8 protein-coding genes are annotated in these 14,640 nt (G+C 37.0%); 4 read left to right on the top strand and 4 right to left on the bottom strand.

Translation table 11 applies throughout. The annotated features are described in order from the left end of the window. Nucleotides 1-92 precede the first annotated feature (92 nt). Both EU510_RS07015 and EU510_RS07010 read left to right on the top strand, forming a co-directional pair. Nucleotides 93-1,304: a tyrosine-type recombinase/integrase gene (locus tag EU510_RS07015; protein WP_149592869.1), complete on the top strand. Its 1,212-nt coding sequence runs from the start codon at nucleotides 93-95 to the stop codon at nucleotides 1,302-1,304. Beyond that, nucleotides 1,304-2,503: a cation:proton antiporter gene (locus EU510_RS07010; RefSeq protein ID WP_149592868.1), complete on the top strand. Its 1,200-nt coding sequence runs from the start codon at nucleotides 1,304-1,306 to the stop codon at nucleotides 2,501-2,503. Before EU510_RS07015 ends, EU510_RS07010 begins: the two co-directional genes overlap by 1 nt. A 139-nt stretch (nucleotides 2,504-2,642) precedes the next feature. Here the strand turns inward: EU510_RS07010 and EU510_RS07005 are convergent, their stop codons facing one another. Together EU510_RS07005 and ppsA are read right to left on the bottom strand one after the other, a co-directional pair. Then, entirely contained in the window at nucleotides 2,643-5,690 is a 3,048-nt protein-coding gene (locus tag EU510_RS07005; RefSeq protein ID WP_149592867.1) for an FAD-binding and (Fe-S)-binding domain-containing protein, read from the bottom strand. A gap of 706 nt (nucleotides 5,691-6,396) precedes the next feature. Beyond that, the gene (ppsA, locus tag EU510_RS07000; protein ID WP_149592866.1) at nucleotides 6,397-8,772 is read right to left on the bottom strand and encodes a phosphoenolpyruvate synthase; all 2,376 of its coding nucleotides are present in this window, start codon (nucleotides 8,770-8,772) and stop codon (nucleotides 6,397-6,399) included. Between the two features lie 157 nt (nucleotides 8,773-8,929). Here ppsA and EU510_RS06995 point away from each other — a divergent pair, with 157 nt between their 5' ends. Beyond that, nucleotides 8,930-9,739 carry a pyruvate, water dikinase regulatory protein gene (locus EU510_RS06995; RefSeq protein ID WP_149592865.1) on the top strand — a complete coding sequence of 270 codons (810 nt, stop codon included), beginning with the start codon at nucleotides 8,930-8,932 and terminating at the stop codon, nucleotides 9,737-9,739. 63 nt (nucleotides 9,740-9,802) lie between these two features. Here the strand turns inward: EU510_RS06995 and EU510_RS06990 are convergent, their stop codons facing one another. Beyond that, nucleotides 9,803-11,152 carry a class II 3-deoxy-7-phosphoheptulonate synthase gene (locus EU510_RS06990; protein ID WP_149592864.1) on the bottom strand — a complete coding sequence of 450 codons (1,350 nt, stop codon included), beginning with the start codon at nucleotides 11,150-11,152 and terminating at the stop codon, nucleotides 9,803-9,805. A 904-nt stretch (nucleotides 11,153-12,056) separates the two neighbouring features. Here EU510_RS06990 and EU510_RS06985 point away from each other — a divergent pair. After that, the gene (locus EU510_RS06985) at nucleotides 12,057-12,932 is read left to right on the top strand and encodes a DNA replication terminus site-binding protein (RefSeq protein WP_149592863.1); all 876 of its coding nucleotides are present in this window, start codon (nucleotides 12,057-12,059) and stop codon (nucleotides 12,930-12,932) included. Nucleotides 12,933-13,000: 68 nt separating this feature from the next. On the opposite strand, the gene EU510_RS06980 is transcribed toward EU510_RS06985, so the two are convergent. Further along, complete coding sequence (locus EU510_RS06980; RefSeq protein WP_024596523.1) at nucleotides 13,001-14,215, bottom strand: hypothetical protein; 1,215 nt, start codon at nucleotides 14,213-14,215, stop codon at nucleotides 13,001-13,003. Nucleotides 14,216-14,640: the final 425 nt, after the last annotated feature.

The following is a 14,640-nucleotide window of genomic DNA, read 5'->3' as shown; positions in this document are numbered from 1 at the left end:
AATAATTAGAACTTTACTATGTCCAATACTAGACAGTATCGGACTTTAACGTTATTCTGTAAGCCTATTATTTAATTGAATATTTATACATTATGCTTGTTGCTTTGGTTGATACGTTAAAACAATTAAGATATCAAATTGCCCATCTAGATGACGGTACTCTTAATTCAGAATACCCAGAACTTGCATCCTTTATACAGGAAGTTGGCTTGACTGTAACTGAATCAAAAGCCGATCTGACATTCTTATATCAGTTTTTATATGTTTATGGCAGAAAATCAGAAGCCACTTATAGCCGTTTTCGAAATGAGCTTGAACGCTTTTATTTATGGTCGTGGTTAATAGCAGAAAAATCAGTATTCGATTTAAAACGTGAAGATATTGAAGCTTACGTTGATTTTATGGTCGAACCCGATAAAACCTGGGCTGCAACTTCAGTGCAATGGCGTTATAAAGATGAGCAAGGAATTCGTAGATTAAATCAAAATTGGCGCCCTTTTATGCTAAAAGAATCAACTGCCAGCCAACAAACTTTATCGGCCATGTTTACTGCCTTAAATGTATTTTATAAGTTTGCCCTACTCGAAGAAAAAACATTTGCGAACTTTGTTCCTGTTGTTAAAAAAAATAGCCCGTATTTAGTTGTTCAATCACAAATCCAAATTCCTGATACATTAAGTGATATTCAATGGGAATACGTTTTTGGTGTAACGCGTGATTTATGCGAACATAACCCTGATTTAGAGCGAAACTTATTTACGCTTGCCTGCCTAAAAGGTCTTTATTTACGAATATCAGAATTATCTGAGCGCCCACAATGGTCGCCGGTAATGTCTCATTTTTGGCAAGATAATGATGGATTTTGGTTTTTACGTATAATGGGTAAAGGTAATAAATTACGAGATGTAACCTTAAGTGATGATTTTGTTGAATATTTAAAACGATACAGGTTATATCGAGGGCTACCTGCTCTTCCTCGAGTTGATGAATCTGAGCCGTTAGTTCATAAAATTCGTGGTCAAGGTGGCATGACAGTAAGGCAAATAAGGCGATTAGTTCAACAAAGTTTTGATTATGCTCAGCAATCATTACTTGATGATGGTTTTAAAGATGACGCTGAACAACTTGGCGCTGCAACTGCGCATTGGCTTCGTCATACTGGTGCCACACATGATGCGCAAACTAGACCGCTTAAACATTTATCTGAAGATTTAGGCCATTCTAAAATTGCGACTACCGATCAAATTTATATTCAAACAAACATTAAAGAGCGAGCAAAATCAGGACTTAAAAGGAAAGTTTAATGGAGTATTTAGTAATAGCATTTATAGGCGGACTATTTTTAATTTATTCTTTAACACTTCGCCAGTTAGAAAAAACAGAAGTGACCGGTCCAATGTTTTTTGTTGTCGGCGGAATATGTTTAGCTTTTATGTTACCCAACGAAGGACATAAAATAAAAGAAGGCGTTGATCTTTTATTACCATTTATAGAGCTTACGCTAAGTATATTTTTATTTTCAGATGCAGCTAAATCAAAGCTAAGTGTTTTAAGGCATAGTTTTCAGTATCCTAGTTTACTATTGTTTGTTGCCCTACCCTTAACTTTGTTACTTGGTATTGCTGTTGCTTTATTTTTCTTTGCTGAGCTTTCACTTATCCAAGCAGCGTTACTTGCAATTATTTTAACGCCTACCGATGCAGCATTAAGCAAAGGGCTATTAGCAAGTACACAAGTACCTGAAAAAATACGCGAAGGGATAAATACTGAAAGTGGTTTGAACGATGGGTTATGTGTGCCCATATTTTTAATATTTATATTACTCGCTAAAAATCCTGATTCAGCTATTACTGCAACACAAACATTAAGTGTGTTTGGCCGAGAGCTAGGCCTGGCTTTATTAATAGCTATTACAAGTATTGTTGTTTTTATACCGAGTTTAAACTTTGCAATGAAACGTCATTACTTTGCGCAAAATACCAGTCCATTTTTATTACTCGGTTTTGCTATGGCTGTTTTTTCTGTCACTCAATATTTTCACGGCAGTGGATTTATTGCGGTGTTTATTGCCGGTTTATTATTTGATAAATTTTCGACTGAAGAAGTTAGAACAGAATTAATTGAAGACTCAGAGCACATCGCAGATTTTACATCGCTAATGATTTGGTGCTTGTTCGGGTTTGTTTGTGCTTACTTAGTTATTCCGAAATTAAATACTGAAATTATAATTTACGCTTTGTTAAGTACAACATTGATTAGAATAATTCCAGTTATGTTGTCTCTGCAGTTTACGGCATTGAATATCAAAGAGCGTTTTACATTTGCGTGGTTTGGACCAAGAGGTTTAGCATCGATTGTTTTTACATTGATGGTGATTGATACGCAAATAGAAAACAAATATCAAATTGCGACAATAGCAATGACGACTATTTTGTTTAGTGTATTTATTCACGGTATAAGTACAAAGCCAATTGCAGACAGTTTCGCTAAAAAACCTAAATAGCTGTTATAAAAATTAGTGAATTTTTGCCGAGGTATCAAGGCGTTTTTTCAGCCTCAAAAACGATCATTTAATTAAGCGAATGGGTATTAATAAAAAAGGCGTAACTTATTTTTAAGTTACGCCTTTTTTTTAACTTTTATTAGCTAAGTATCTGTGCGAGTAATTCAATTGGGTGTTTTGGTTTAAATTTCTCAAAACGTTTAACTTGGCTACGACAAGAAAAGCCCGTAGATAAAAGTTGCTCTGGTTTATTTTTATCTACAATTGGTTTCCAACTCATTTCGTAAAGTGCACGTGAGTTATCTTGATTTTGTGCTTCGTGGCCATAAGTCCCCGCCATTCCACAGCAACCTGTATTTGTTGTTTTTAATGTTAAACCAATATCACTGAAAATTGTTTGCCAAACATTTGCTGCTTTCGGCAGTGCAGTTGTTTCAGTACAGTGACTCAGTAATGTAAATTCGGTATCTGTATTTTGCTTTGCGCTTAGTGATTTAAACGATTGTGTTTCTAGCCATTCATGAGCAAGTTGCACATTAAAGTCACCACGGTTATTTTCTAAAATTGTATTATATTCATCGCGGTAACACATGACGAGTGACGCATCTAAACCGACTAGCGGTGCATTAATATCATTTAATTTATTTAAAAACTCAGCTGCATTTTTAGCTGTAACTTTAAATTCATGCAAAAAACCTTTTACGTGTTGCGGTTTACCATTTGGTTTAAAAGGTAATAGCATTGGTTTTTTGCCAAGTTGGGTTATTAAAGTAATAAAACTTTCTACTAGTTCGGCTTCGTAAAAGCTCGTAAATGGGTCTTGTACTATTAATACGTATTCACTTTGTTGCTCTGCATTTAATTTATTTAATAAATCAAAATCAAATTTTTGTGTTTTAGTAATACGCTTTGAAAGTGCAGGAATACTTAACTGTGGTGTATCAACATAGCCAACTGTTTTTTTAATAACATTACTTACTAATGATGTTTTAACAATTGGGTTGATAACTTTTGCAAACTTTGCCATCAATGGCGCGCTGCTTTCTATGTTACCAACAAGGTAATCTTTTAGCGGACGCGCATAATAGCTATGATAATAATTTAAAAAGCGCGAACGAAAAGTAGGAACATCTACTTTGATTGGGCAGGCAGTTGTACATGCTTTACATGCTAAACATTCATCCATTGACGCTTTTACTTCGTGAGAAAAATCGTAAATACCTTTTCGTTTTTCGCGGCTGTGAACAAAACGTTCCCACCAGGTGATTACTTCACCTTTGTTAAGTTGCTTTTCTACTTCGAGTAAATCTACATTTTTTGACTCTTGTAATCGAAGCCATTCGCGCATTAAACTTGCGCGTCCTTTTGGTGAATTACGACGATCGCCAGTTACTTTATACGATGGACACATAGGTGAATTTTCATCGTAATTAAAGCATATGCCATTACCATTACAGGTCATCGCATTGTTAAAACTGGTTTTAACTTCTATTGATATTTGCTTATCGAAGTGCGACCTTTTTTGTCCATCAACACTAACTAGTGAGTCTTCACTATCGATAGGAGTACATATTTTACCGGGGTTAATACGGTTATTAGGATCGAAAGCTGTTTTTATTTTACGAAGTTGCGTATATAAATGCTCACCAAAAAATTCAGGACTATATTCACTTCGGTAACCTTTACCATGTTCGCCCCACATTAAACCGCCATACTTAGCGGTTAGTTTTACTACCTGATCTGAAATAGTTCGCAGTAGTTTTTCTTGTTCTGGGTCGCACATATCAAGTGCTGGGCGTACGTGTAAAACGCCGGCATCAACATGGCCAAACATACCATATTGTAAATTATGGCTGTCGAGTAATGCTCTAAATTCGACAATATAATCTGCTAAATTTTCAGGCGGTACAGCGGTGTCCTCTGCAAAAGCCAAGGGTTTTTGACTGCCTTTTACGTTACCAAGCAAACCAACTGATTTTTTACGCATTGCGTAAATTTTTAGTATATCGCTTTTGTCACTGGTTAACTGATAACCAATAACGCCATTAATTTGATTTGCTACGCACTCATCTAATAATGTACAAAGTGTATTTACTTTGTCTTTTATGTCGTCGGGAGATACTGCATTAAACTCGACCATGTTAAGGCCTTGCATATCTTTATTTGGTACATCGGTTATTAAGTCCGATACTGAATGCCAAATAATATCTTCACGCGCTAAATTTAAAACTTTGCTATCAACGGTTTCTACCGATGTTGCTCGTGCATCAACTAAAAACGGTGAATGGCGAAGTGCTGAGTCAAAACTATCATACTTAATATTAATAAGCGTTTTAAATTCGGCTATAGGTGTTAGGTTTAATTTTGCTTCAGTTACTATACCTAATGAGCCTTCTGAACCCGTTATTAAGCGGCTCATGTCAAAGGTTAGTAAGTCATCACTTAGCACATGTTCTAAGTCGTAGCCGGTTAAAAAGCGATTTAACCGAGGAAACTTCGCTAAAATAGCAGCGCGTTCATTAATTGAAATATCTAAAACTGTTTTATATAAACTACCGATTAACGAGTCTTGCTCGGCTATAATTTTTGCTTTGTCGATATCTATTGATGAGGTACACATAGGCGTGCCATCGACCAAATAAGTTGTAAGCCCTAAAACATGATCGCTTGTCTTGCCGTAAACTAACGAACCTTGCCCAGAGGCGTCAGTACTTATCATGCCACCAATCGTTGCCCTGTTACTGGTAGATAAATCGGGTGAGAAGAAAAAACCATAAGGTTTTAAAAAGTCATTAAGTTGGTCTTTTATTACGCCAGTTTGAACGCGTACCCAGCCTTCTTCAACATTTATTTCGAGGATTTCGCGCATATAGCGTGACAAATCTACAACAATACCTGGTGTTAACGATTGACCGTTAGTACCTGTTCCGCCACCACGAGGCCCAAAAGTTAATGATAAAAATGGGTCGCGAGATGCAGTTTGCAGTGCGAGTTGAATATCTTTTTCATTTTTTGGAAAAATAACACCTTGGGGTATTTCCTGATACACACTGTTATCGGTTGAAGCAGTAATACGGGTTGCATAACTGGCATCGGTATCTCCACTAAAACCTTGGTTTGCAATGGTACTTAGGTAATTTGCGACAAGTTCTGTCGCGGCATCTTGTTGTGTAATTGTTGCTATCATGACGGCGATATTTTAGGGCATTTGACTAATTATATCATGGTGATGGCGAATAGAAATTGAAGATTTTACAGTTTGTAACACTCTTTTAGTCGATTTTAATGCAGCTTAAATTATACTCAAGTTAACGAGTAATGAGGTGTGTTATATGAAAAAATTACTATTACAGATCAGTGGCGTGTTATTTATTTTGCTAGGATTATTTTTTGCGGTTGTACCTAGGGCGTGTTGACCTTTGGTTGTTGAATTTGCAGCAGTATGTTTGGTTTTTAGGCAAGGCAGAGCCTATGTAGTGTGGTTACTCCCCATAAATAGGCGATAACGCAGCATAAATACCAAACATGCGCTGCCCAATGGGTTCTTTCTAGGGACGATTAACTCATTGTTGCTCGATTTTTACTTAGCCCACTAGGTTACAAACCTCGCGCCGCGATTTAATCGCCCCTAGATTGAACAAATTTCAACCCACAAAGATCAACACGCCCTTACCCTTCACTTATATTTTTTATGGCGGGATTACTGTGTTTTTYGTTTTACTACCCTAAAGCGCGACATTACTTATCACTTTGCCAAAAGGCGTTAACTAAATCATGCGCTTATTTAGATAAAAAACTAGCCCGTTAATTTACTTTTAATTGAGTATAAAAAAATGCCAGCAATACATTGCTGGCATTTTTTATAGCTTACCTATTTATAGCTTACATATTTATTACTTTGCTAATTTTTTAGCTAGGTATAACCATGTTTCTATTACTGTGTCTGGATTTAGTGAAACAGAATCAATGCCCTGTTCTACTAACCATGCTGCAAAGTCTTCGTGATCTGAAGGACCTTGACCACAAATACCTACGTACTTGCCTTTTTCTTTAGCTGTTTTAATTGCCATAGAAAGTAGTTTTTTAATTGCTGGGTTACGCTCATCAAACAAATGTGCGATTAAACCTGAATCACGATCAAGACCAAGCGTTAACTGTGTTAAATCGTTAGAGCCGATAGAAAAACCATCAAACATTTCTAAAAATTCATCAGCAAGTAATGCATTTGAAGGCAGCTCACACATCATGATTACTTTAAGACCATTATCGCCGCGTTTAAGGCCATGCTCTTCTAGTAATTCAATTACGCGTTTACCTTCTTCAAGGGTACGTACGAATGGGATCATGATTTCTATGTTTTGCATATCCATGTCGTTTCTTACGCGTTTTATTGCTTCACATTCTAGTGCAAAACAATCGCGGAAGTCTTCAGAGATATAACGGGCTGCACCACGAAAACCAATCATTGGGTTTTCTTCTTCTGGCTCGTATTGCTGGCCGCCAACTAGGTTTGCGTATTCGTTTGATTTAAAATCAGACATACGAACAATTACACGCTCTGGTGCAAATGCACAGCCAAGCGTTGAAATACCTTCAACCAGTTTTGTGATATAAAACTCTACTGGTGATTCGTAACCGGCAATCATGTCAGTAATTTCTGCTTTTAATGCATCTGTTTGAGCATCAAAATTTAATAACGCTTTTGGATGAACACCAATCATACGGTTGATAATAAATTCAACTCGCGCAAGGCCAACACCTGCATGCGGTAAGCGTGCAAAGTCAAATGCACGATCGGGATTACCCACGTTCATCATTACTTTCATTGGTAGTTCTGGCATTTTATCAACGCGTGACGTTAGTATTTCAAAATCTAAAATACCTTCGTAAATAAAGCCGGTATCGCCTTCGGCGCACGATACTGTTACTTCTTGTCCCGCTTTTATTAAGTCAGTTGCATTACCACAACCAACTACTGCAGGAATACCAAGTTCGCGTGCAATGATTGCAGCGTGACACGTACGGCCACCACGATTTGTAACAATCGCTGCTGCACGTTTCATGATTGGTTCCCAATCAGGGTCGGTCATATCGGTAACTAAAATATCGCCTACTTGTACCTGATCCATTTCTTTGATTGAATCAAGAACACGTACAACACCGCTACCAATTTTGTGACCAATTGCACGGCCTTCAACAAGTACATTACTTGTGCCATTTAATTGAAAACGTTCCATTACGTTTGAGTCTTCGTTTGAGCGGACAGTTTCTGGACGTGCTTGAACTATATATAGTTTGCCGTCGTTTCCGTCTTTTGCCCATTCGATGTCCATAGGACGACCGTAATGTTTTTCAATGATTACAGCTTGTTTGGCAAGATCTTGCACTTCTTCATCTGTAATCGAAAATTTATTAGAAAGCTCAGGGTCAACATCAACGATGTCTACTTGTTTACCGTGTGCTTTATCTTCTGAGTAAATCATTTGTATGGCTTTAGAACCAATATTACGACGTACTACTGAAGGTTTGTCTTTAAGGAGTGTTGGTTTATGGACATAAAATTCATCAGGGTTAACCGCGCCCTGTACAACCATTTCACCTAAGCCGTAGCTTGATGTAATAAATACAACGTCTTCAAAACCAGACTCTGTATCAATGCTAAACATTACGCCAGATGCTGATTTATCTGAACGTACCATGCGCTGTATACCTGCTGATAACGCTACACCACGGTGATCGTAACCTTGGTGAACACGATATGAGATTGCGCGGTCGTTAAATAATGAAGCAAATACGTGTTTAATAGCGACCATGACTGAATCGATACCGACAACGTTAAGGAAAGTTTCTTGCTGGCCTGCGAATGATGCATCTGGCATATCTTCAGCGGTAGCTGATGAACGTACTGCAAATGAAACATCTGTTGAAGTATCGCCATGGAGTTGGCTATATGCGTCGCGAATGGCTTTATCTAGGTTTGGTTGGAATGGTGTGTCGATTATCCATTGGCGGATATCGGCACCTACTTTAGCGAGTGTATTTACATCATCAACATCAAGTGTGTCTAGGATGTCATGAATTTTGGCGGTGAGTCCTGATTGATCTAGAAACTCATTAAAAGCATCTGCGGTAGTTGCAAAACCACCCGGTACTTGTACACCAGCGTTTGCTAGGTTTGAAATCATTTCGCCAAGTGACGCGTTTTTACCGCCAACTCGAGGAACATCTTGCATACCAAGCTCTTGATACCAGAGAACGTATTCTTGCACGGATCTTTCTCCAAAAAAAACAAATTGTAGGTCTAACTGTGAGAGTTAAGAAAGAAAACCTTTTATAAAGGTCGCCATCATTCTACACTGGCAATAGTCCTCACGTAAACCGTGGGAAACCCATTTTAGGGATTTAAACGCAATAAAAAGGTTAATTATGAGAACTGCTTTTTATATATCAGATGGAACAGCAATTACTTCAGAGGTGTTTGGGCATGCGACTTTGTCGTTGTTTCCTATCGATTTTAATCATAAAACAATTCCATTTGTAGAAACTGAAGAAAAAGCGCAAGAGATTAAAGCATTAATTAATGCAACTGCAGCAAAAACAGGTGAAAAGCCATTTGTTTTCTTTACTTTTGTAAATCATAGTTTGAGTGAAATTATAAAATCGGCTGATGCGGTTACCTATGATTTTTTAACTACATACAGTGAAAAAATCCAAAAAGAATTAGATGTAGCCCCTGTTCCAAAAATGCACCGTACGCACTCTATCCACGAAAAAAGTTATGACTTTAGAATTGATGCAGTTAACTATGCACTTATGAATGATGATGGCGGCAATATTAAAAACTTTTCCGAAGCAGACATCATTTTAATTGGCGTTAGCAGAAGTGGTAAAACACCGACAAGCTTATATTTGGCACTGCAGTACGGTATTAAAGCGGCTAACTACCCTATTACAGAAGAAGATTTAGATAATGAAGGTTTGCCTAAATGTTTAGTCCCTTATAAACATAAGTTATTTGGACTCACGATTGACCCTGAGAGACTTGCGGCCATTAGGCATCGACGTATGGCGAACTCTAAGTATGCTTCAATTAAACAGTGCCGTATTGAGGTGCGCGAAGTGGAAATGTTGTATAAGCGTCATAAAATAGCTTACTTTAATTCTACGCATCATTCTGTTGAAGAAATATCTGCAAAAATATTGATAGAAACAGATTTAGAGCGACGTAAGTACTAACTTACTCTTCAAATTTGAAATAAAAAAAACCGCAACTAAGCGGTTTTTTTGTATCAATAAAGATTATTTACGTGCATCTTTTAGTAAATCAGCGACTAAAAAGCCTAACTCTAATACTTGGTCGGCATTAAGGCGTGGATCACACTGAGTTTTGTAACGCTGTGCTAAGTCATCGTCAGATAAACCGTAAGCACCGCCTGTACATTCTGTTACGTGCTGACCTGTCATTTCTAGGTGAACACCACCTGCGTATGAGCCTTCAGCTTTGTGTACTGCGAAGAATTGACTGATCTCGCGCATGATATTATCGAAGTTACGCGTTTTGTAACCTGAAGTCGCTTTTTCAGTATTGCCGTGCATTGGATCAGAACTCCAAATTACTTTTCGGCCTTCTTGTTGAACTCTTCTTACTAGTGCTGGGAGTTTTTCTGGCAGTACGTCTGCACCCATACGCGTAATTAGCGTTAAACGACCAGGAATGTTATCTGGGTTTAATGCGTCAATTAAACGAATTAGGTCGTCTGGGTCCATACCTGGGCCAACTTTAACACCAATTGGGTTTTTAATGCCTTTAAAGAATTCAATATGTGCATGGTCTAGTTGACGAGTACGTTCACCTATCCAAACAAAGTGAGCAGAACAATCGTACCAATCACCCGATAAATGGTCGCGACGTGTTAGTGCCTCTTCGTAACCAAGTAGTAAAGCTTCGTGAGAAGTGTATAAGTCGGTTTCTTTTAAGCTTGGCGCAATTGTAGAGTTAATTCCGCACACTTCCATAAACTCTAGTGCGTCTTGAATTTTATCTGCAAGTTGTTGGTATTTTTCTTTAAGTGGATTTGCAGCAACAAAGCCCATGTTCCAGCGGTTAACTTGGTGAAGATCGGCTAGGCCACCTTGTGCAAATGCACGTAATAAGTTTAACGTTGCGGCACTGTGATGATAAGCCGTCATTAAACGTTGTGGATCCGGTACACGAGCTTCTTCTGTAAACTCAATATTATTAATGATGTCGCCACGGTAAGATGGTAAAGACACGCCATTAATTGTTTCTAAGTCTGCTGAACGAGGTTTAGCGTATTGACCTGCCATACGTGCGATTTTAACTACAGGGCATTTACCGCCATAAGTTAATACAACAGCCATTTGTAAGATAGTTTTGAACGTGTCGCGAATATTAGCGGCATTAAAATCGCTAAACGACTCGGCACAGTCACCACCTTGAAGTAAGAATGCACGCCCTTCACACACGTCTTCAAGTTGTTTGAATAGGCTTCTTGTTTCTTCTGCAAACACTAGAGGCGGAGCCGTCTTTAATTGGCCTTCTACTGATTTTAGTATTTCTTGATCTGGGTACTGTGGCTGCTGCAGTATTGGCAGCTCTCTCCAGCTATTTGGGTTCCACGATGACATAATTTTTCCTCATTCCTACATTACCTGATAAGAAGAAATTAACGTATGCAGACCCCTATGTTCAAGGACTAAATTCACTATTTTCCAATTATTTAGTTATGAGTTAAGTATAAAAGTAATTTTACTTAACTTAGGTGGTTATATAACAATCACTTTAGTTATATTTTAAATAAACTAAAGTGATTAAAAACATACAATTAGAGTTTAATAGGTTCAATTTTAACACATTGAGAATAAATAAGGCACAAGGGTATATTATATGTATTTTAGGAGAGAACACATCATACTTAAATTGCATTAAATGTAATCTTAACTTTACGCGCTAAATTAATTATTAGCTAGCAAGGGCTATGTGCAAATCTAAATATATGATAAGGGGTTTTGTAATGCTCATTTATATGTACTTTAAAGCTAGTAGCATAACCTTGCTGATTCACCGCTTACCTTCCCACCCTGCCGCCAGCGTTATTTAGCAAGTTGTCATAACTAAAAAACTAACTGCCAGAGATGCCTTAAATGGTTCTCAAGTAAAAAGCATGTGTGACATTCTAAGGTTATCGATGATAACCCCATAGTTAAAATATGTCATAATGTTAACCACTAATTATAGAAACAACCAAACTCAACACTATTATTTAGAACTTAACCGCACCAATTTTATTTATACATCTTTCGTTTATTACACCATATGAGAAACTAAGCTCTTAGCGAACTAACTCTTTAATCAATAAAACAGTACTAAATTACATGAATAAATTAAAGTATTTACTTTGTAAAGAACACATCATACTTATTATAAATTATTAGTTAATCTGAGCACCGAGTACTTCTTATGTGATATTTACAAAAAGCAAAGTGCGTGCAATAATATAAAGACTGTAAGATGTGTTCTTTAAGGTGTGTCGTGGTTACTAAGGTGCAAATTAGAAGTCAGTTTGATTTAATGAACGAATTAACTTTAAGGTTAATTGAGGAAATAAACGAATGTGAGTTTTCCAAAGCAGAGTACTATCAGTTACCTGATGTAAGTAGTTTAGATGAAAATAAGATTCCTGAGTCCATACTTGTTTCTAAAATAACTGGAGCGCCGGCTCAAAAGGCAATTCTAAACTCCTTTTCTGACATTTATAAAAAATCCGGCTTAAGCAGTCGCGTGTTAAAAAGGCACCCTGGTTTACTCGTTATTAAAAATGCAGATAAACAAGCTTTAAATAATCGTATAGCGCAAGTTAACAAAGCTAAAGCTAATTTCAAAGAGTGCATATTAGCAATTGATAATAACGATGCCCGATTTGAGGCTGTTCATAATGCAATACCAAATTTAATAACGCTTGCTGCTTATCGTAAAATTCACAGTGAGAGCAAATCACCATTTTCCGTTAGGTTTACTTGGATGCACAAGCACGCAACTAAAACGTTGACTAAAAAAATGGCCCTCGAAATGCTCGACAAATCGGCAAGTTATCGAAACCCAAGAATGATAGATCAACAAAAATGGCAATCACTTGTAGCTCAAGAACAATTACGGGTTGCTAGTTTAGGTGAAAAGGAAAAATTAAGAATTCGTCGCCCTACTCGCGTAAGCCCTCAAGTTAATGTGAGATACACAGCACAAAACCGCTATCATGTGAGCGCCGCATTACCATTTATTCTGATTAATCCAGAACCAGACGTTAAACTAGGTATTTTACCTGATTATAAAAAACCCGAAGCTCATCCACGCAAACGTGAGTATGATTTTTTAGTTGATAGGCTATATTTAGAACAAGTTGACCGATAGCTATTATGTTAAAAAGGCCACAATATGTGGCCTTTTTAGTAAATGTACAGTATTTAAAATAACGTTTATTATTTTTCTACTATCTCTTCTATTTTATCTTCATCAATTAGCACTGCATTTTCAACAATACGTTTACCGCCTTGGATCTCAATGCGTTTGTTGTGTTTATTCAGTGTAAGTATTTCATCACAAAACTGATCAGATGGATGCATTTCATATGTATAATCAATAATGTTACCAGTTTTGTCGTCTTTGACGTTTGTAATGCTGTATTCTGATATAGCACCTTTTTCAATCAAATCTTTCATTGTGGTGGTCATATCACGACGAAGCGCTTTTAATTTATTTTCCGTAATATCATCGGTTGAATAAATAGATCCGTATTTTTCCATAATAGAAAGTAATCTAAAATGATACGTTTTACCTGGAGCTGCATAACGCCAAAGATGATACAAACGAAGCATCATCCAACGCGACAATCCCCGTTTTAATTCTTGGGCGCTATTGAAGTAATATCCTTTGTATTCAAGGTTATCAATCATGTTATGAACAAACGCATTTAAACAGGCCACACACTTTACATTGCCACCTTGACCTTTTTTGCCACTGAAGTGAAGTGACGATAAAAAGTTCATATTTGACTCGTAAAACGAATCATCTATATCGGAATTTTTAGTATCGGTTGCTGAGTATTTAAATGAAAGTTTAGAACCTTGCAATGCTTCAAGTGACTCTTTAATTGCAGGATATGGCATTGACTGCCCTACCGCTTTAAGCTCTTGCGCTAATTCGTTCATAGAAAAAACAACCGCGTATTGAATACCGGACTTAAAATTAATTTTAACTATTTTGCCTTTAGAGGCTAGGCGAATAAGTGCGCGTTCTACTTTTTCTTCTCTGTCTGATGGCCAAACAAGATACTCAATATCTTCGCCATCTTTACGTGTACTGACAACAGCTGGCGTAATTTTAATCTCACCATCGTATAAAATACCATCTACTTTCTCGGATATTTTACGCGTAATGATTGTTTTTTTAGGCGCTTCTTCAAGTGGCAGTTTTTTATAGCCTGAGCGAACAAAACGGCCCCACAAATCATAATGATTAAAGGTGTTTGAATATGCACGTAAACCATGAGCTGCATTTTCAATAGAAATTCGCACGTCTTTGTTGTCTGTAAATAGTGCTAAACTTTCGTTATCTATTGCACTTTCCACCCCGTGGATTTGGCCCCTGAGTGTATCGGGCAAATTATCTACCGAGATGTTGACCTTTCGGCTCATTGTTCTTATTTCCATTTTTATTGCGACATCTAATAACAACACATTAAACAACAAAAGTTAAATGTTTAAGTTAGTATAAAAGTGATCTGACTTTAAATAAAACGTTTAGATCACTATTATACTAAGTAATGCACATAACTTGCGATTTCAGATCATATTTTTACTAACTAGGCCATCTCAAATCTGTTTTTTACTAACTCAGCTGTTATTTTGTCCATCACAATGGCTTTATTTTAAAATTTAGCACGACAAATTCATGCTAAAAATAATATCCCTGTGGATAAAGGCTTATCGAGTTAGCATAGATCTGATCTGTACCAAGTACAGATCAGATCTATACTAATTAAACGGCCCTATTGACGCTAAGGTTGGTGCATAACTTTATAATTTACTTAGTAAAAAATTGATCTCAAGGGCTCTTTTTG

Origin of the sequence: Pseudoalteromonas sp. FUC4 (genome assembly GCF_008370255.1) — a bacterium.
Taxonomy (GTDB): domain Bacteria; phylum Pseudomonadota; class Gammaproteobacteria; order Enterobacterales; family Alteromonadaceae; genus Pseudoalteromonas.
Note: the sequence above shows the minus strand (reverse complement) of the source record. Positions and strands in the feature narration are given on the sequence as shown.